Here is a 20270-nt window from a genome sequence, read left to right as displayed (position 1 = left end):
AGATCAATCCTTGAACATCGAAATCAACGCGTCGGGCACGCCGTCGGCGCAAGTCTCGGGCAATTCGAAAAGGGTCCAGCCCTTGGTGTCGGCGATTTCTCGCACCGACTCGGACAGGCCACTGGTGCAGACGGCAACGTAATTCTTGCGCCAGGCAAAACGCATCTCCTGGTCGGCAAAGCTGACGGAAGCGCCATCCGGGGCCGGGATGCCCGCAGCCTTGAAGGCGACCTCCCAGCCGTCGACGTCGGCACGACGTGACGAACCGGCAGCCAGTACGATCTCACCCCGAGCGAGATCGATCAGCATCTGTTTTGCCTCGGCGCTGGCGCGGTCGATCAGCTCGTGATCTGGCTGGTTGAAATAGGACAGCAAGCAGCGATAGCAGCCCCGGACACAGGCACCGCTGTCCCGATCCACAAGGAGCGACGCATCCCCCGCAGCGATGGCGTCATCGACCTTGTCGAAATGCATCAGGGAAAGCGCTTCCTGCGCGACCTTGCCCAAGGCCTGCGGATCTTCGACGAGGCGATTCAGGACACCGGCACCGCCCTCGGTCGCTTCATAAGCGAGGATCGAGCGCCGGTTGTCTCGGGCGGGCAATGGCTCGCCGAGGATCTCACCCTCTTCAAGCTGATAGGTGACCGCAATTCCGCGCAAGAGCGCATGTTGCACGGTCGCGATCGTTTCAGGGGCGTAGGCGTCTGGTTCGCGGAAGCGCAGCAGCAGCGCGTTCTTGCGATCGCGCACGATCGGCACGATGCGGACCGGTCGCACGACATCGGGCGGCACATCGACGTCCGGTTCCTCGTCTTCCGACTTTGCCCAATAGCCACTGCGCGGATCGATGTTGAAACCGAATACCGTCTGGTTCTTGCGCCGTTTCAGGCCCTTGTTGATCCTGCTGATCTCGGCGCTGTTGGCGTACTGAAGGGCAAGAATGGATGTATCGCCGCAACGGAAATCAGCCTCAGTCACCTGGAGCCGCCCATCTTTTCGGGGCCAGGAGAACACGGTCTGGATATCGAAGCCCTGGCGAACGCGTTCCTCGTCATTCGCTGTGATCCGGTCCGCAGGGGCCGCCTCGACGTTGTCGATCCGGAGCGTCCGCTGCACCGGAACTTCGCCCGCCATCGTTGAGTTGCAGGCGTGGCAGCGTTCGACTTCACCTTCGTGGCAGGCGCCGCAGTTGGAGCAGATGAAGATGTCCTTGGTGGCCAGTTCCGAGCCGTCCCCGGTGCGGACCTCGGGCGGCAGCTTGGCCTTCATCACGCGGTAAGCCCGGCCCTCATGGTAGATCAGGCTGCGCGGCCCGAATTCTGAAATCGCCAGGAACCTTGCGCGTTGCAGGAAGGAACCGGCTTTGCCCTCACCCGGGACGAAGGCGTAGAGCGGTAGCCGCGGGAAGTTGTATCCCGGCAAGAAACCTTCGGTCGCAAGGTATCTGTAGGAATAGAAATCGGACCCGTTGGTGGCCTTCCCCTGTTCGAGAATGGCGATCTGGTCGCTCGCCTGCATCTGGGCGGCCTTGATCTTGCGCCGGTCTGCGCCGGAGAGGCCCGTGATCTCTGACCGGCTGTTCGCCTCCATCAACTGGGTCCGCGCCGAGTTGTAGAGTTCGCGCCAGCGATCAAACGCGCGGTCGAATTCTTGCGGCGCGCACATCGCGACCTCGAGGATGAAATCATCCTCGTCGCCCATCCAGGCCGGTTTCTTGCCGTCCATTGAGGCAAGTATCTGATCCAGCACCCGCTTCATCGGTGCGCGCGCAGCCGTCACGAGGCTTGGCCGGTTGATGACCTCGATCACCTCCTGCTTCAGCGGGTATTTCGCCTCCTTCAAGTCAAGGATCTCGGGGATATCCGGCGACAGCGCCAGCTTGGCCTCTGCCAGCCAAACGGCGTGCAGGTGCGAGCGGACCAGTTCTTCATTGGTGATGTCGAGCGCAGGCGGCCGGACGACGCCCGCCACCATTTCATTCCGGCGCTCGAAGAAATACTGATCGTGCGGGGATTGCGCCGCGCAATAGGTCACAATGACCGCCGCCTGTCCGGATCGACCGGCCCGACCAGCACGCTGTGCATAGTTGGCAGGCGTCGGCGGCACGTTGCGCAGATAGACGGCATTCAGCGCGGAAATATCGACGCCGAGTTCCATCGTTGGCGAGCAGAAGAGCGCAGGCAGGAACTGATCGGATTCTCCGGACGCCTTGATCTCGGCTACGTTCTCCTTGAGCTTCGCGCGATCGTCATCCTCGAAGCGGAACCGCCACTCCCGCCACTCGCGCTGCCTCTGCGAAACCTGAGCGGTATGTTCACGACCTTCCAGACCCCAGTATGTGCTCCGGCCCCGTTTCAGGTCGGTCGCGATGGCGTTGTAGAGATCGTGAAAATACCGGTTCCCCTGCGACTGTCCGGTGCGGACAGCTTCTCCGGGGACCAGTCGAACTGCTGAAGGCGACAACCGCCACCCGAGCAGATCAGCCTCGATCTCGACAAGCGAGACCAGACCTTCGCGTGCCATCAGTTCGAGAAGGCCGGTCATCACGACCAGGTATTCGTCCTTGTTCAGCTTCGTTCCGATCATGCTCCTGCGGTTGATCGACCGGCCGATCCGGGAGTTGTGCCCGGCGCGTATGATGGTCTGCTCTTCCCGCAGCCCGACACGATCCTTTCCGGGCGCCTGCAGGAACAGGGTCGACCTGCTTCGGGGCGTTTCCTTCTGATCGATTGCCCAGGGGGCCCGCAACAGGTTCCGCGACTTTTGGCCGACCGTGTCGAGAACGGTCAGATCAAGGGCCTCGGTGCTGACCGCGAGCCCTTCAAGCAGTGCCCCGAGAATTTCCTTGAGCAGCTTCTTGCAGGCTCCTGCATCCAAGTCCCCGAGCGCCGGATGTACCGCCATCAGGGCCTCCCGATCCTGCGCGATGTCGTCGAGCCCGATGAATTCGACGTCGACCAGCTTCAGGACCGACAGGCTGGGATTCGTATAGCGCCAGCCCCGCCGCAGATCCGTCCAGACCCGATGGGCCAGTACCTTGGCCAGTGAACGCTGGGCATCCTCACGCACCACGGCGCCAGCTTCGGGATCCAACATCCAATGGATGCGCGAGTCCTTGTTCGATGCCGTGAAGCCGAGCGCTTTCACCACCCGCAGGCCGAACTCATCCTCTGCCATGCCGTCCGACCCTGCGTCGATGATAGCACGCAGGATGGCGCCGCGAAGCAAGCTTACGAACAGGTAGTCGTTGAAATGTCCTGCCTGAAGGGCGGCGTCCTGGCGGTTGTCCGTGAACCCGAGCAGCTTTCGCTTCTCGGCGGGAACGCCGCTGGCATCGCCATTCATCCATTCTAGGGCGGTCGACACAAGGTGAGTGGTCGCCGAGCTTCGGCCTTCACCCGAAAGGCCCGCAAGTTTGCTGCGCTCCCGCATGCTCGGATGGGGTTGATAAAGGCAGCAGGGACAGAACCCGAACTTGCCCGGAATAAACCAGAAACTGACGCCGTCCGGGCTGTAGCGTCCATCGGGTCGCACCGTGACCTGCTCGGGCAGTCGGCCTTTGCGGTTGGCGCGCAGGCGTTCGATGCCATTGCGCTCTTCGCGCCAATCTTCCGGGTAGGTCTCCACCTCGCCAGTGAAGGCGTAGTCCGGGTCATTTCCGCCAACGGGCGTCAGATAGCCGGCGACATCGCCATCCGGGTCTGGGATCGGTGTGTCATCGATGTTTCTGGGCAGGAAGCGAAGCCCGTCGGCATCCTCGGATTTGGTGACGACATGAACTTCATGACCGCATTCCCTGCAAAACCGCGTCGGATAGAGGCGATGGCCGGGGGCATCGGGATCCTCCAACTGGCCCTCGAACAGGACACGCCTCGGGCGCCCCGTCAGCGTCGTGAAGATCTCTCCGGCACCGGAAATGAAGCGATGCAGCTTGAATGCGAGGAAGGCGCCGGACCCTTCGCCGCCGCGCTCGGTTTCTGGCAGGCTGACGCGCGTCAGGAATTGCTCGAAACCTCTCCGGCATGTTTCCTTGTCGAGGCCGCTGTCCTGCGCAAGCTGTTCTACAGCATCGTCGAACGGGACAGGCTTCTTGCGCTTCAGTTCCTGGCCGTCATCAAGGCCGATCGCCAGCTCGGCCCAGACAGCGAGGGGATGGCGTCGCAGCGCCTCATCCGTGAGGGTTTCCGGCAGGTCGCTGCCAAGCACAGTCGCGAGCTGCGGCCGAACATCTTCCAGCTTCAGGCCGTCATCAGTCGCGCGCTGAAGGGATTCATCGATGACGGCATCGGGGCCGATAGACGCCCCGAACAGGCGCGAGGCGACATCGGCCACTGCTTTCGCGCGACCGGCCTCTGATCCCTCGCTTGCCATGGTGGCCGATGTGCCGATGCAGATCGGCGCTTTGGCCGGTGCGCAGCGGTTCCGAAGGCGGCGCACCAGGATCGCGACATCGGCGCCTTGGCGCCCGCGATAGGTATGCAACTCGTCGAGTACGATGAACTCGAGCCCGCTGGCATTGTCGATGACTTTGGTATCAAGGGCGTCCTGCCGTGTCAGAAGCAGCTCGGCCATCATGAAGTTCGTGAGCAAGATATCGGGCGGATTGTCAGCGATCCGCTGGCGCTCTTCCTGGCTCTCCTGGCCCGTGTAGCGCCGCACCACCGGCTTCAGCTCGTCCGGCAACCCGGATTGGGAAATGAACTTCTCGATTTCCTTGATCTGGCTGTTTGCCAGGGCGTTCATCGGGTAGACGATGATGGCGCGCGTCTTGCGCGGCTGCCCGGCCTTGCGCGAACGCACGATGGCATCGACGACAGGGACAAAGAAGCACAGGGATTTCCCCGAGCCAGTGCCCGTCGTTACAACAAAGCTTTGACCCGCCCGCGCCTTGGCGATGGATTGCGCCTGGTGCCGGTGAAACCGGATGGGCGTGGCACCGATCCGGAAAATCCGGGCCGTTGCCTCGTCCAGATCCCCCGATGCGACAAGGTCATCCACCGTGGGGCCTGACAGGAACCTGGGGTTCAGCGAAAGCAGGGCGTCGGGCCAGAAGCGGCCGTCGTCATATTGGCGCGTGACCTCGGCGGCGATGTCCTGTGCCCGGATGGTGCTGAACGACCGCGAAAAACGCGCATAGGAGTCGATGAGATTGTGATCGAATTCGAAAGCTTTCATGGAAAATCCTACTGCTCCCCTGCCTGACCTTGGCGGCCGAGGATCGCGTCACGGTTCAAAAGCACGATCTGCTGGTCTTGGGGCTTCCTGGCAGCAGGATCGGTATCGAGCCCAAGCCGACGGAGCGCATAGTAAAGCAGCGCCCGTCGAACGCTGATCTCAGCCTTGCCGCCACTCATGCCGTAGTCGAGCGCGATAACCTTGGCCTGCGTATCGGATAGGGCTGGATGGGGGCCAATTTCCAGCGTTGCAAAGGTGTGCCAGTCCTGATCGTGCTCGGCCAGAACGTCGGACCCGCGCGATGCGCGGATGTCGAGGATCCGGGACAGCAGGAAATCCTTGAACACCTCGTCGGTGACGCAGAATGCGCGGGTGTGCCAGCGGAAGCCGTCGAAGGCGATGGCGTGCGGTGCGATCCAGCGCCACCGGGGCTCCGGGTTGGACAGGGACTGATACTGCACCTCGATCGCCTCGGATCGGCGGATCGCGTCGACCACGGACCGGAGGGTTGCGGGATCGACACCGCGCGCCGGCGTGGGGGCGGAATCGTAGGCGGGCAGTCCTGCGATCCAGCAATCGTCCTGATCGAGGATGCCGTCGGCGACCGACCGCAGTTGGGCGAGGTAGCGACCGGCATCAAGCTTGTCGAACACCGGACTGAAGCCCGGCTGGCGCACATAGGTCCGCAGGCTGCGGTCGTAGTCCATGTTATGAGGGGCGAGGCCGATGTAGCGGCTCAGGTCGGATGACGCCTGGTTCACCGACAGCCCGAACTGCGTCATCACATCGCTGCGGTTCACATGCCCCTCCCAGAACAGGCGGAACTCGATGAACTCGAGCCTCTGCTCGACCCCCCAACGAAGCTCCGACCTGTCGTTGCTCACCACGCTCTCCCGTCATCGGTCGATGCGCATGGAAATTATGCGCGCCCAATTTCTGGGCTTTCCTCGACCGTAGCCACGTATATGCTACTGATCAATCGAAAATGATCGCAGAACCAAGTAGCTGCGCGGAGCGCTGGCCTTACATCATGACATAATGGCGGCCACGACGCCCGCCATCGCAGGGTTAGTGATCGAGGAGACCATGATGTTACTCAATGACCTCGATGGGTCTGGTCCAGTCACAGCCAGCGCCTTATGTGCCAGCTAGGGTTGGTACGATCCTGATTGACTGGCGCGGCGATCAAGGTGATCGTCGGACACGTGACGCCGGCCCATAAACGAACATTGCGGGGAATGTCTTGTCGAAAGTTGTAGAAAAAATCTCTGGCAAGGCTGAAATCTCGAGCGCAAAAGAATCTAAGGATGTAATTTCACAGAACCGATCCAGTGAGATGTTTTTTGCGGTTGTTGGACCGGTTGGCGCAGGTGGCTCAAGAGTTATTGAATCTTTGAAGCGTGCCTGCGAGGCTTCAGGCTATAAAACTGAATGGATCAAAGCCAGCGCCCTGATAAAGCAGTGGCACGAGGAGAATGGGAATTCCGTCCCGGCGTCGACTGAAAAAACATTAGAGCTTGTCGAGGCATATCAGGATGCTGGAGACAAGATGCGCGAGCGAGATGCAGCCGAAGTGGCACGAGCGGTGATGCGTGAAATTGCTCGACGCCGGGCTCAGGCAACTGAGGTTGCCTACGTGCGAGGTGAGCCAGTTCGGCCAAACAATGAACGGCGCGCTTATCTTATAGACTCGATAAGGCATCCTGCCGAAGTCAGCTTGCTTCGGCGCACTTACGGAAATGCTTTCGCTCTTGTTGGTGTTGTTTGTGAGGAAAGCAGGAGGGAGCAGCGGATACTCGAGAAGTATTTTCGCAAACCGCGACATGGAGAACAGGAAGTAAAGGACCAAGTGAAGCGCTTTATGCAGCGCGATTCTGATGACGCGGGAAATAAGCGTGGGCAACATGTTGCTGAGGCATTTTTCGAGGCAGATTACTTTGTCGATAACTCCGAAGATGATCCCGCAGCCACAAAATTTGCCCTCGATGAGCCACTTGGTAGACTGGTCAACATTGTGGCGCACGATCAAATCGTGCGACCAACTATGGAAGAAACTGCGATGCATCACGCTCACTCCGCCAGAGTGAGAAGTGCTTGCCTATCGCGCCAGGTGGGGGCAGCGCTGGTCGACAGCGATGGCACGGTTGTTGCCACAGGCGTCAACGAAGTGCCAGCTGCGGGGGGTGGGGTATACGGCGAGGGGTTTGGAAGGCCTCATGAGCATGAGGACCATAGATGCGCTTTTCGCGAAACGAAGTACTGCAGCAGTAACCGGCAGCAGAACAAGATTATTGATGAGTTGATCGCGGCACTGCCAGAGCTCGACGCCATTGGCGACAAACTTGAGCTCGCTGCGCGGATCAGAAAGACTCGCTTGGGCGGGCTCATCGAGTTCAGCCGGGCAGTACATGCAGAGATGGATGCCTTGCTCTCGGCCGGTCGCGAAGGGGTGTCGACGGTGGGCACGAGGCTGTTCGTGACGACTTTCCCATGTCACTATTGCGCGCGGCACATTGTGGGCGCAGGAGTGTACGAGGTTCAGTACATCGAGCCTTACCCTAAGAGCCTCGCGCTTGAGCTGCACGACGATGCCATTGAAACAAACCCCTTCAGCTGGCATCCACCAGAGCGCAAGTCTATGGCAACGCAGAAGAAAGAGGATGAGCAGCAGCTTCGCCCTGAGACGGCTCCGCCGCCCAGCCAACCCGGGAAGGTGCTCTTTAGGCCGTTCGTCGGCGTTTCCCCGCGTATGTACACTAGGGCGTTCGAGAAAACCTGGCGGTTGAAGGACAAGGTGACTGGAAATTTCGAGATGGAAGCGCCAGAGTGGGGGGACGAGTGGTCCCCGTTCACCGTGGGTTACCCAGAACTCGAAGCAGCCTTGACCAAGTAGCTATGACACATCCGATCCTACGTCTCATTACCAAGGAAAGCTACGACCTCCCGGCGCCAGAAGTGGTTTCCGAGGCACGCCGCTTTCGCGGGCGTTCGAGCGAACAGCTTTCTTTTTCATTCGAGGATGTGGGTACGCAAGAGAGTCACAAGGTCGAAATCGTTGCTATGGATGGATTGCACGGTAAACGACTGTGCGAACTCATCATGTCGAAGAAGCCGAAGGTCGCATTAGACTTGCGTCATGTCATCCGTTTCGATTTGCCCGGAACCAGTCGTGAGCAAGTACTGAGCTATTTTCGCGCGACGAATACGCTCTACGTGCGTGATCCTCTTCCTTGGCACGCATTGCAGCGAAGAGATTTCATTGCGGGTGATAGGGTCATATCTCAAAGACTTGAGCATGAAACTGTCGAAAGAAAGCAGTCGCCGATAATGTTATTTGTTCCTAAGGAAGAGCATGTAGGTTTTCTCACTGCGTATTTGAATCGAGTTTTTTCAAATCGTGGTGATGGTTTCTGGGAAATCGTCGCCGCCCATTGACTCGACGTTTCCAACGTTTCGCAGCAATTCGCTCAAGCGCGCAATGGCGGCCTCTGACACGAGAGAGAGTTGGGCGCGAGGTTGGCTCCCTCCGCCACTTGCCCCCACGAAAGCGTTCTCCCGATCCGGCTGCGGCCGGATTTTTCCGTTGTTTTCGGGGGTTGTGCGGGTGGGGCTCTTAACCGGCATACGCCCGGAAAGGCGCACGGGCGTTCTCTCCGGGCCGATATTCTCCGGACCTGTTAACCGCCCCGGTTTCGGTTATCAGACCCAAGCCTCGGATTTTAAATGACTTTTTGAAATCCGAAACGCACGCGAGTTGGAAAGATCATCTGGACGGCGGCAGGAACATGGATCGAACGCTGTATGCTGTGCCGCAGGTCAGCTGCAGTTGGAGACCACTCTCGTCCCGATGGACGTTCGTACTTTGTGCTGAGTCCAGCACATGTTAGTCTATCTGAAAAAAGATGAGGCGAGCAGGTGGCCCAGATGTCTGAAATCGAATGGACGGACGCGACTTGGAACCCGGTGACCGGGTGTACCAAGGTCGGTCCGGGATGTGACAACTGCTACGCTGAGCGCTTTGCTGAGCGCTGGCGTGGCGTCGCGGAACACCCGTACGAGCAAGGCTTCGATCTGACGCTTTGGCCTTCTAGGCTGAAGCAGCCAGCTCTCTGGCGGAAGCCGCGCATGATCTTCGTCAACTCGATGAGCGACCTCTTCCACAAGGACATCGACCGAACATTCATCGACGCGGTGTTCGATGCAATGGAGCAGGCGGACTGGCACGTCTACCAGGTGCTGACCAAGCGCAGCTCGCTCATGCGCAACTACGTCCGGCGGCGGTACGATGGTGGGTCGGTCCCTCGCCATATCTGGCTCGGCGTTTCTGTCGAGGACGCCGCGCACACGAGCCGGATCGAGCACCTCAAGCAGATCAATTCCGACGCACGCTTCATCTCGTTCGAGCCGCTGCTTGGACCGATCGGGGATGTTAATCTGCAGGGCGTCGCGTGGGCCATCGTCGGGGGGGAGAGCGGCCCCCGAGCACGACCCATGGACGAAAGCTGGGCCCGCCAGCTTCGTGACATCTGCGACCGTGATGATGTGGCGTTCTTTTTCAAACAATGGGGCGGTGCCCGGCCGAAGTCAGGCGGGCGCCTTCTTGATGGTGAAGAGTGGAATGGCTTTCCGTGGCAGATCGTTCCCGAACCCATCATCCGTGCATTGCAGCCCGCGGATGCTTGATGCCACCGCGGATCGAAAACTATCAGGGGCGCGAACAGTCGTACATCAAGCACCTGTTTCTCAACAAGTACCTTGAGTCAGCGGCGTACAAGCTGTTCCAGGGCAGATCGCCGGTCTTCAATTTCGTGGATGCATTTGCGGGCCCTTGGCGGGTCTCGGACACGGACAAGTACTCAGACGCTTCATTTTCTCAGGCGATAGAAACGCTGGATGCCGTCCGCCGGTCGCTACTGGATATGGGGCGCCCGGGGCTGAAGGTTCGTTTCCGGTTCTGCGAGCGAAACCCGGCTTCGGTCGCCAAGCTCCAACAGTTTGCAGCCCAGAAGCCCGAATTCGATATCCAGGTGTTCTCTGGTGCTTTCGAGGACAATCTCGATGGCATCCGCTCCGCCTGCCGCGATGGCTTCACTTTCACTTTCATCGACCCAACCGGCTGGAATGTCGAGTCCGGCAAGATCTTCGATTTTCTCCGGAATCTCAACGGCGAGTTCCTGTTCAATTTCATGGCCGAAGAAGTGAACCGACACGTAGGCTGGGATGGTGTGGCGCAATCGGTCGGTCGCTTCCTAGCGGACCCCGCCTGGAAGGCTGCGTTCGAGGCGCTGCCCGAGGGGGCCAACGAAACGAAAATCCTGCATCTCTTGAAAGCCAGGATGAAGGAGGCACGGGTCGCGACGTATCTGACGGACATGGCCATCCGGAAGCCTCGTGAGGACCGGATCAAGATGCGCTTGATCCTCGGCACGCACAGTAGTTTCGGTGTAGAGGTGTTCCGCAGCGTTCAGGAAAAGGTAGAAAAGGAGGCGGTTCGCACCCGCCACGCTATCCAGACAGAGGAGAGCGGCCAGTCGCAGCTCTTTCCGGATGATCAGATCATCGCTTTCGAGACTGATCGTGATGGGGTCGGCTGTTCTGCCCACATGGGCTGGGCCACCGAACTGGTGCTTCGTATTGTTGCCGACAGACCCGGGATTGCGTTCAGCACGCTTGCCGGCGAGGTTATGGAGCAGGTTCCCGTTCGGACCACGCATCTGAACAAGATCGCGGCGGCAAACAGAAAGGCCGGGTTGCTACGGTTCGACCTTGCGAATGGCAAGAGAACCCCGAGCCCCGAGACAAAGCTCTGGGCCGGCGAGGTGCAGGCAAAGTAGGCGCACCCGCCGCGAAGGCCGCGAGCAGTGGCGTGCACGTCAGGGAGGCGCAACACCCACCATTGGCATGCTGGCGTCGTCGTTTTCGACCAAGGCCGCGAGCCGAGCGAGCGCTTCGGCCACGATGCGGCCCTGATCGTGGATGCTCTGGATGATCTCAGCGGGCGACCGGTCGTCAAACTTTGCAACTGTGCTTGGATTGACCGCCTTTAGGTCGAAGACAGCAGCGTCAATGGCAGCTGCCTGAGCCTCCAGTTCTCGCGCCGCCTTTTCCTTTTCGCTGATTTCTCCGATCAGCGCAGCCACCTCGGCATCTGAGGTCTTCAGCTTCTTCAGGCGCTTGAGCTTCTCCTTGAGGTCGATCACCTCGGCCTTGGTTTCGGCTGCCTGCGCCAGGATGGGCTGCATTTCCTCGCGGGCCTTCGCGCGGCGGGCAGCAAAGTCGATGGTCCAGGAATAACGGCTGTCGGCCTCCGTCTTGCCGCGGAGCGGCAGCAGCCGGGCATAAGATGGGAACGGCTTCCCGGCGTTCTCTTCCTGCTCAAGCCAATCGGCGGTCAGGTTGGGGGGCAGCGCGCTATCGGCAAGCGGCTTCCCATCCTTGTCGAAACCGAAATGCGCCAGCGTGAGCGGGGTCTTCTTGCCGACCTTCACATGGCTCAGGTCGTAGTACCAGATTCGCTCGGTTTTCTTGCCTTTGGTGAAAAACAGCAAATTGGTCTTCACGCCCGCGCCAGCGGTCGAGAAGACCCCTCCCGGCAGGCTCACAATTGCCCAAAGGTCGCATTCGTCGACCAGCTTGCGCTTCGTCTCAACGAAGGAGCTTTCGTTGGTCCGGAACAGCATGCCTTCGTCGAGAACGATGGCGCAGGTCCCCTTCGGAGCAAGCTCGGCAAGGATGTCCTGGACGAACAACACCTGCGTCGAGCTGGTCTCGAAGGCAAAGTTCTTCTGCGCGTCCTTGCCTTCCTTTCCGCCGAACGGCGGGTTGGTCAGGATGACATCGAACTGCTTCGGCGCCTTGTCGAACAGCGCGCCATAGGTTGCCCGGCGCGTTAGGGAGTTGCCATGCCAGAGATTCGGCTGGTCGATCCCGTGCAGAACCAGGTTGGCCAGCGTGATCGGAATGACGAGGTTTTCCTTTTCGCGACCGAAGAAGGTGTCATGCTTCAGTGCGTCGAGATCCGTGCTGAGGGGAGCCGCGCCAAGCTTCTGCGCGATGTGTTCGTAAGCAACCGCGAGGAAACCACCGGTCCCGCAGCAAGGGTCGTAGATCGTCTGGCCAAGCTTCGGTTCAACCGTGTGAACCATGGCCCGGATCACTTCGCGCGGCGTGAAGAACTGACCGCCGTCGGAGTTCTTCTCTCCCATCTTCAGCAGCAGATCCTCGTAGACCTGACTAAGCGTGAAAAAGTGGGTATCGTCGATGTTGTCGACGCTGATTTCGTCGACCCGATCAAAGATATCCCGCAGGTTCGCTTCGGAATCTACACGTACACGCTCCACCGCTGTCATGATCCTGCCGATGATGCGCTGTTTGGGTGTCGCGCCAGCGCGCGGCAATCCCGTCGCTGCATCGAGGTCCAGCCCATGAAGGGCAGGAAGCAGTTCCTTGTTGATGAAGTCGAAAAGTTTGCCATCGCCCGCTGCGAACAGCTCCTGACGTTTCCAGCCAACAGGCTTGCCTTCCGGTGTTTTCGGATGGCTCGGCTTGTCCGAATATGGCGCGGCCCAGTCCTGCCACCTGTAGGGCGAGCGCAAGGCGGGAACGAAGTCCGTTCGCCCCAACGCCTCCGCTTCTTCACGGTCCCGCGTTTCCTGCGCGTCCAGAAGGCGCAGGAACAGGATCCAAGTCAGCTCGGGGACGTACTGCAGGGCGCTGGCGCAGTTCGACCGGCGCATGATGTCACAGATGCCCTTGACGAATTTTGAAAGCGACCCGGTATTGTTGATGGCCTTTTGCGCAGGCGCCTTACTTTTTCTGCGCTTCATGTTTTGTCCTCAAAAGATGCTGCGACTATCCGATGCGGAAGACTTTTGATATCTGCAAGCTGAACATCTATTGCGGATCTGATCCGAACAATTTCGTTTCTTGCCAATCTGAGTCTATCTGCAAAATCGACCTGAACATCATAGCTTGGAAGAATTACTGTGGCTTCAGCGAGCCTGTTGAATAGCATTCGCTCCCGGACTGCCCCTCGGGCAAGCGACAAAATGCATCCATGACCGAGCGGCGAACGCAACCAATGATAGAAGTAATATGAATCCACGCTGCCTTCGTTTCCTCGGAATACGACGTAGTCGGGACTCGTAATGCCAGCGGTATCGCCAACATCTACAAACGCGACTGATCCGATAAGAATACGCATCGGGTTGTAGAAGATAGTGCCTGGCGTTACCGGCTTGTATTTCTGCGGGTTTTTCCCGGGCGGTTCTTTCGCCGGAGCAAGCCCATCGACGGTCGCGCCATAGACGGGGAAGCGTGCCCAATCGCTTCCGATACCCCCTTTGATTTCGGTGAGGACATCTCCGAGTTTGGTCCTTGCTGTCACGTCCCGAACAACCTTCCCTTCGCCTCCCGTACCACATCGGACGGTTTCCCGAGCCCGCGAAGCGCGGCGAGCCCTCCTGCCATCCGGATTTCCGGGACATCCCACAGCGCCGGTGTCTCCAGCGCATCCGTGCCGCCCTGCGCAAACTGGTGCCCGAAGCTCTTCAGCACGGTCGCGGCCTTAGGGTCCATGCCGTCAAACCAGACCGTGTTCAAGTCGATATACTGCTCGCTCCGCTCGGCGCGTTTGAGCGCACGCGCGTGGTAGCCGTGGTGACCGAAGAAATCGTAGAGGTCGAAATCGCCCATCCTGTCGATTTCACGGATCACTTCCGGGCTGAAGTTGTCGCCGAGAAGGTGATCGATCAGGTCGCGCCGCTTGGTCGTCTCTATCCACAGCGCACGGAACTCGTCGAGTGTGTGCGCTTCCGCCAGGACGCGGGCCATCACCTCCTTGCGGTACTCGTCAACCGGGATCGGGGTGTCGCGCCCGTCACGGCTGACCAGTATGAACCGGCCCTGCGGATTGATGAGGACCTGCTTTCCGCCGATCTCAGCGACAGGCGGGCCGTCGCCTCCTCCCTCGTCTTCGCCGCCCTCGCCACCGCTGCCCGTGCCTCCATCGCCTCGCGGACGTGGGGGCTTGGTGATGAACTCGGTGCCGAAGAGATCGGTGACGCCGGTGTAGTCGTAGAGCCAGAACTTGTACTTGGCCGTCTCTTCGTGGATGCGTGTGCCCCGGCCAACCATCTGGTAGAACTTGATCGGCGACTGGAGGTAGCGGAAGAATACGACGGCGTTCAGGCGTTCGATGTCGACGCCCGCTTCCAGCAGATCGACCGTGCAGGCGATGAAGGCGCGTTCGCCGGACCCGCGCATCGGCTCGATCATGTCGGCGCCGTTGTTCGCCCCTCCCATGCATTTGAAGGCGTAGTGGTCCTTCGGCGTCTGACCGTTCTCACGGCACCAGCGGACGTAGAGGTTGTTCATGTGCTGCGCGACCCGGTCGGCATGGATCTCGCGCGTGCAGAAGATGATGACCTTCTGCTCCGGCCCGCCATTCGCGCAAAGGAGCTGGAACAGGTCCTCGCACATCTTCGGCGTGCGCAATTCGACGAACAGCTCGTCGTCGAAGTCCTTGCCGGTGTACTGCGCCTTGGGCAGGTCGTCCTCGGTCAGCGGCAAGCCCGTCTTGATGTCTCGAACACCCGCCTCGAGGATTTCCTCTTGGGTGAAGACCATGTTGTCGATGCTGGCCTTGCGCTTCACGATCTCGCAGGCGGCCAGATAGCCGTCCTCCTGCGCCTCGATAAGGGTGTACTCGTAGACCGGTTCGCCGAAGTACTTTCTGTTGTTGGCAGTGATCTCCTGGTCCTCGGCGCTGGCCTGCTTCGATTCCTCGAGCTTCCGCGGCGTCGCGGTCAGGCCGATGTGGATAGCGTTCGGGTTGCGGCGAAGCACCTCGGACCAACGACCCCAGGCGGAGCGGTGGCACTCGTCGATGATGATGACACTGAACGCGTCCTCACTATAGTGCTCGGACAGGAAGCTGGCGAACCCGTCGTCGTCGTCCAGACCGAGCGTCTGGTAGGTGGCGATATGGATCCGTGCGTTTTGCGCGGCGTTGCCGCCCCGCTCCGTCTTCACGATGCGGGCGTTGTCACCGAAGGCCGCCTTGAGCTTGTTGTAGGCCTGCTCGCGGAGTTCATCCCGGTCACACAGGAAGAGCGCCGGTTTGGGGAGCTGGCCGGCCTGCGACAGCCGCCAGAGCAGGTTCGTGGCGATAATCGTCTTGCCTGCGCCTGTGGCGAGCGTCAGCAACACCCGGGGTGCCGTGCCTGCCTTGCGGTCCAGAATGATCTTCTCGAAGGCGGCGCGGATCGCCGCATCCTGATAGTAGCGGCTTTGAGCCCATGCCGGGCTGTCCGCCTGGAACAGCATGGCTGTGTCGGGGGCGTGGAGGTTGATCCCGCTGTCCTTGGCATACCGTGCCGTCAGGTCTGGGTGCGTGGGGAAATCGGGAAACTGAAATGGCCCAGCCTGCAGGCTAGTGAAGCAGTCGTACTCCCCATAGCGGTGGCCATTGGTCGAGAAGACATACTTGACCTCGTATCGTTCGCAATCGGCGTACGCCTTGGCTTGCTGCATGCCCTTGAGCGGATCGTCCCCCTCTTTCTTTGCTTCCAGCACAGCGATGGGCATCGACTTTGGCATTTCCGCGATCTGGACGCACAGGAGATAGTCCGTGCGCCCCGGACCTTTCCGCCTGCGCCCCTTTGGCCCTGTGGGCTCTACCGGCGGCGGCGTCAGAACGGTTTCGAGCGTAACCTGGTCCCGGCTTACATAGCCTTTTGCCCGGAGGACTGGGTCGATGAGGTGATACCGCGTGTCGGCTTCATTCATGCTCATCGTCACCCTCCCGCCCAGCTGGAAAACATTATCGGAGAACGGAAGCATGAATCGGGTCGGCATCCAGCGCCGATAATGCCCCGAGGCGACAAACCACTATGCATTGACTGACCATATCAGTTGCGCTCTGCCGACCAGATCAGCCTGACGTGCAGTCAGCAGGTCCTTCGTCCAATGATCGGCCGACAGGATCGGCTTTGTGGTGTCGAAGGAAACCCGGTTGTTCCGCTCTGCGTAGATCTTCTTCTTGCGGTCGAATGGGAAGTACTGCGCCTTGTAATTCTTGATGCCAGCAAGCAGCGCAAGATTGCCAAGGCGGTGTAGCCAGAGGCGGTGTTCGTCATCGGTGAAACGCTCACGCCAGTAGGCCTCCTTGAGCGCCTGAGGCAGAACATGCTCGATGGTGATTTTTCCGCCGAAGTCCTTGGTGACCGACTCGTCCTGATCGGCCTCTTCAAGCCGCAGCAGGACGGCCTGCGCAAAGGGCCGCCCATAAACCTCGCCGTCAAGCAGAGAACGGAACTCATCGTCGTTGGCATTGGCTCGGAAGATCGCGCGGATGTCATCCGCGTGTTTCCCGGCACGGATCGCGGTGATGAGCTGAAAGTACGCTGTTAACCGCGCAGTGAACGCGAGCCGCCGGATCCAGTTCTGATAGGTGATCCGTTCGAGTAGATCGATGAACTCCCCCTCTGGCATGTCAGCAACCGGCCTGTTCAAGAAGGCAAGCAGCGGCGGGATCCACTCCTCGAACGCTACCCGCTTGAGCGATCTGATCGCGCGACGAGCTGCAGGCGCCTCGAACTCATTCCTGAGAACGCGCAGATAATTGCGAGCGGAGGTATTCAACTCGTCGAGGAAAGTGAACGGCGACGCTGCAGTCTCGATAAGGGGTTCAAACTCCTCGTGCAGTGCCTTCCGAGCTTTTGTCGCGACAATTGAGCTGCGATGATGCGCCATGAACTGGTCAAGCCGTTCGATACCGATCTGCTCCTCCAGTTCGAGCCAGGCCTCGTCCAGATCACTGCTACGAGCTGTGTTGCCGCCAAGCCGCGCGAACAGCATGTTCTTGATCAGGTCAGCATTTGACAGCGCCATGCCGCGGGCATTCAGAACATTAAACAACCGATATGCCGACTGCCATGAAGCAGTGGTGACAAACACTACATAGACCCTGCTGAGCAGGTAGTTCGCGAACAGCTTCAGCGTCTTCTGGTCATGCTGCGCGATGAAGGTGTCGATGGCCTCCAGGTTCTCGATGATGCGCTGCTTCGGGGCGTCCTGCTCCTTGGCGACTTCTTTTCGTACCGCCTCGGGCACCATTTCCCCAGCCAGCACATATCGGCGGAAGAAGTTCTGATCTCGCTGGCGCAGGGTCAGGCGTGGCGTCTCCTCTTCACCGGTCAGGGCATTGCGTGGCAAAACGCGCCGACCGAGCTCGGATTTCGCTGGTTCATCGACGCCATCGCGCAGGCGCGAAAAGATCAAGTTAAGCGTTGTGAGACGCTGCTGACCGTCCACGACATCGTAAAGACGACCCTTCTCACGCTCGATCGTGATCAGCGAGCCGATGAAATACTCCTCATCGTTAGCCGCAAACGCCTCCCAAACATCATCGAGTAATTGCTCAACGTTACCCTTCTCCCAAGAATATGGGCGCTGATACGCGGGTATTTCGTATCTAATCTGTTCCGTCAGAATCTGACTTATCGTGCGCTCGGCCGCTTCCATGGTCGCTCTCAACTATCGGACGGCGACGGGATTGCCGGGCGCCCCGATTTTGAGCTGACATTACCGCCGTTTACAGCGCCAGACTAAGCTGTCGCGCCAGAGCGACGCAAGCATGAAGCCAGCTGCTCGCCGATGGCATCTTCAATCTAGAGGAGCGCTCAGGACAGTTCGCTGCTCGGACCATGCCATTGGCAGGGTGCTGCGCAGCGCCTCCAGCTTGAGACCGGACGGCTGACGGCCGTCAAGGATACTCTCCACCAAGTCAGGCGCCAGTTGAGTGAGGCGCATGGTTCTCGTCAGGTATGGTGCGGCGATCCCCTCGCGCTCGGCCAGATCGGCGATGGTGGCGAACTCGCCCGTCTCCAGCATGCGCTTCCAGCGGAAGGCGCGCGCCAGCGCCTTGACCAGCGTGTTGTCGATCCGCCGCGATTGTGCGGCGCCCTCCGGCAGTTGCATCTCCTTTCGTCCGCCGCGCCTCACGATACGAAACGGGAGGTGCAACGTCACAGTGTCGGGGATCGGCGTGCTGCGGGTCATGCTGCCTCTTCGATGCTGGCAGCCCGCATTTCGCGAGAGAGGCTCCCGAGGCCGTCGACCCGGAGCCGCACCTTCAGGCCGTCTGTGCCGATATCGACACGCTCGACAAGCAACGTGACGATGCGCGTCTGCTCGGCGGGGAAGAGTTCCTCCCATAGCGCGTCGAGCTGCTGCAGGGCCGCGCGGGCGTCTGCCTCGGAGATGTCGTCGGCGTGGGCCCGCGCCGCCTTCCACGTCCCCGCAACGATCTCGGGCTGGCGGAACACGGCGCGCAACTGGTCGAGCACGGCGGCCTCAATCTCGCCCGCGGGCACGCGTCCCACGGAGCAAGCCCCGGCGCCGTGCTTCAACACGGTCTGGCTGACATAGTAGCGGTAGAGCCTGTCGCCCTTGCGGGTGTGGGTCGGCGAGAAGGCCGCGCCATCCGGCCCGAACAGCAGCCCCTTCAGCAGCGCGGGCGTGTCGGCGCGGGTGCGCGCGGCGCGCTTGCGCGGACTCTCCTGCAGGATGGCGTGGACGCGGTCCCAAATCTCGGGATCGAGGATGGCGTCGTGCTCGCCTGGATAGCTGTCGCCCTTGTGGACCGCCTCGCCGATGTAGGCGCGGTTGCTGAGCATGCGGTATATGTATTTCTTGTCGATCCGGTTGCCGCGCGGCGTCCGGATGCCGCGCGCGCCGACCTCCCGCGCCAGTTCCGTGCAGGACCCGATCTTGAGGAAGCGCGTGAAGATCCAGCGCACATGCGCGGCGCTCTCGTCGTCGATGACCAGCTTCCGGTTCTCGACGCGGTAGCCGTAGGGCGGCACGCCGCCCATCCACATGCCCTTCTTCCGACTGGCGGCGACCTTGTCGCGGATGCGCTCAGCCGTCACCTCCCGCTCGAACTGGGCGAAGGACAGCAGGATGTTCAGCGTCAGCCGCCCCATGGAGGTGGTCGTGTTGAAGCTCTGTGTGACCGACACGAAGGTCACGCCGTTGCGGTCGAACACCTCGACCAGCTTGGCGAAGTCGGCCAGCGAGCGGCTGAGGCGGTCGATCTTGTAGACCACCACCACATCGACCAGCCCATCCTCTATGTCGGCGATCAGCCTCTTCAGTCCGGGCCGTTCCAGCGTGCCGCCCGATATGCCGCCGTCGTCATACTGATCCCGGACCAGCACCCAGCCCTCGGACCGTTGGCTGGCGATGTAAGCCTCGCAGGCCTCGCGTTGGGCGTGGAGGCTGTTGAACTCCTGTTCCAGCCCTTCCTCGGAGGATTTCCGGGTGTAGACCGCGCAGCGGAGCTTGCGGACGACGGACTTCGTCATGTCCTCCCCCTGTGGTTCTTGAGGCCGAAGAACACCCAACCGTTCCAGCGGGTGCCGGTGATGGCGCGCGCGATGGCAGACAGCGACTTGTATGGCCGCCCCTGCCACTCGAAGCCTTCGGCGGTGACGGTCACGATGTACTCGACGCCCTGCCATTCGCGCAGTAGCCGGGTGCCGGTGATGGGACGGTCGCGGTCGAGGCGAATTCCGCGCTTCTTCTTGTCGCCGCCATCCAGGTCCTCGCCCAACCTCTCCAGGCGCCGGATTGTCTCCGGTTTCAGCCCGCCATAGGCGAGTTCCTGGATGCGATAGGCCAGGCGGGATTCAAGGTAGCGCCGTTTGAACGGCGGCGGCTCGCTGTCGAACAACTCGCGCCACTGCTTCTTCAGGTCAGGCGTCGGCGTGGTGTTGAGCGCGGCGAGGCGCGCGGGGATGGGGTCGTGCGTCGTCATGCGGTCTCCGATGGGTTCGGGGTTGCATAACGGCATCGGTCAGCCGGATAGTGTAGGCGAATTTCTCCAGTTTCGTCAGGAGGTTCACCCCGCTCGCGCTGCATCAGCCTGACCAGCCCGAGAGCAAGCAAGGCGCACAGTTCGGTGCGACGCTCGGCAGCAGTCATCTGGTCGGGTGGCAGGGGATTGGGGCGTTTCATGCGGGCCTCGGGGCGTTCGTCTCCCTCGGCCTCTACTCATCCGACCCGAAAACCGTCCCACGTGCTCCCGCTCA

At 60.6% G+C, this 20270-nt stretch carries 13 protein-coding genes; 4 read left to right on the top strand and 9 right to left on the bottom strand.

Going from position 1 to position 20270, the window contains the following annotated elements:
- Positions 1 to 3 precede the first annotated feature (3 nt).
- Both C0V75_RS00280 and C0V75_RS00275 read right to left on the bottom strand, forming a co-directional pair.
- Positions 4 to 5175 carry a DEAD/DEAH box helicase gene (locus tag C0V75_RS00280; RefSeq protein ID WP_101918915.1) on the bottom strand — a complete coding sequence of 1724 codons (5172 nt, stop codon included), beginning with the start codon at positions 5173 to 5175 and terminating at the stop codon, positions 4 to 6.
- A gap of 8 nt (positions 5176 to 5183) precedes the next feature.
- Positions 5184 to 6059 carry a WYL domain-containing protein gene (locus C0V75_RS00275; RefSeq protein WP_101918914.1) on the bottom strand — a complete coding sequence of 292 codons (876 nt, stop codon included), beginning with the start codon at positions 6057 to 6059 and terminating at the stop codon, positions 5184 to 5186.
- Between the two features lie 359 nt (positions 6060 to 6418).
- Here C0V75_RS00275 and C0V75_RS00270 point away from each other — a divergent pair, with 359 nt between their 5' ends.
- From C0V75_RS00270 to tcmP, 4 genes are all read left to right on the top strand, one after another.
- Entirely contained in the window at positions 6419 to 8068 is a 1650-nt protein-coding gene (locus tag C0V75_RS00270; RefSeq protein WP_216821381.1) for an anti-phage dCTP deaminase, read from the top strand.
- 2 nt (positions 8069 to 8070) lie between these two features.
- Complete coding sequence (locus C0V75_RS22675) at positions 8071 to 8610, top strand: hypothetical protein (RefSeq protein WP_143710360.1); 540 nt, start codon at positions 8071 to 8073, stop codon at positions 8608 to 8610.
- A gap of 489 nt (positions 8611 to 9099) precedes the next feature.
- Complete coding sequence (locus tag C0V75_RS00265; RefSeq protein WP_254216330.1) at positions 9100 to 9858, top strand: DUF5131 family protein; 759 nt, start codon at positions 9100 to 9102, stop codon at positions 9856 to 9858.
- Positions 9858 to 11009 carry a three-Cys-motif partner protein TcmP gene (gene tcmP, locus C0V75_RS00260; RefSeq protein WP_101918911.1) on the top strand — a complete coding sequence of 384 codons (1152 nt, stop codon included), beginning with the start codon at positions 9858 to 9860 and terminating at the stop codon, positions 11007 to 11009. Before C0V75_RS00265 ends, tcmP begins: the two co-directional genes overlap by 1 nt.
- Before the next feature lie 39 nt (positions 11010 to 11048).
- Here the strand turns inward: tcmP and C0V75_RS00255 are convergent, their stop codons facing one another.
- From C0V75_RS00255 to C0V75_RS00230, 7 genes are all read right to left on the bottom strand, one after another.
- Positions 11049 to 13001, bottom strand: a complete 1953-nt coding sequence (locus tag C0V75_RS00255; RefSeq protein ID WP_101918910.1) for an N-6 DNA methylase — start codon at positions 12999 to 13001, stop codon at positions 11049 to 11051.
- The gene (locus tag C0V75_RS22670; RefSeq protein ID WP_143710359.1) at positions 12998 to 13561 is read right to left on the bottom strand and encodes a hypothetical protein; all 564 of its coding nucleotides are present in this window, start codon (positions 13559 to 13561) and stop codon (positions 12998 to 13000) included. The genes C0V75_RS00255 and C0V75_RS22670 overlap by 4 nt, the downstream gene beginning before the upstream one ends.
- Positions 13558 to 15969, bottom strand: a complete 2412-nt coding sequence (locus C0V75_RS00250; protein ID WP_101919831.1) for a DEAD/DEAH box helicase family protein — start codon at positions 15967 to 15969, stop codon at positions 13558 to 13560. Before C0V75_RS00250 ends, C0V75_RS22670 begins: the two co-directional genes overlap by 4 nt.
- 96 nt (positions 15970 to 16065) lie before the next feature.
- A complete protein-coding gene (locus C0V75_RS00245; protein ID WP_101918909.1) occupies positions 16066 to 17700 on the bottom strand; it encodes a DUF262 domain-containing protein in 1635 nt (544 codons plus the stop codon).
- A 141-nt stretch (positions 17701 to 17841) separates the two neighbouring features.
- Entirely contained in the window at positions 17842 to 18237 is a 396-nt protein-coding gene (locus tag C0V75_RS00240; protein WP_101918908.1) for a hypothetical protein, read from the bottom strand.
- Entirely contained in the window at positions 18234 to 19544 is a 1311-nt protein-coding gene (locus tag C0V75_RS00235) for a recombinase family protein (RefSeq protein ID WP_101918907.1), read from the bottom strand. Before C0V75_RS00235 ends, C0V75_RS00240 begins: the two co-directional genes overlap by 4 nt.
- Complete coding sequence (locus C0V75_RS00230; RefSeq protein ID WP_101918906.1) at positions 19541 to 19996, bottom strand: DUF2924 domain-containing protein; 456 nt, start codon at positions 19994 to 19996, stop codon at positions 19541 to 19543. Before C0V75_RS00230 ends, C0V75_RS00235 begins: the two co-directional genes overlap by 4 nt.
- Positions 19997 to 20270 lie beyond the last annotated feature (274 nt).

Source organism: Tabrizicola sp. TH137, assembly GCF_002855575.1.
In the GTDB taxonomy this organism is placed as follows: Bacteria; Pseudomonadota; Alphaproteobacteria; order Rhodobacterales; family Rhodobacteraceae; genus Paragemmobacter.
Note: the sequence above shows the minus strand (reverse complement) of the source record. Positions and strands in the feature narration are given on the sequence as shown.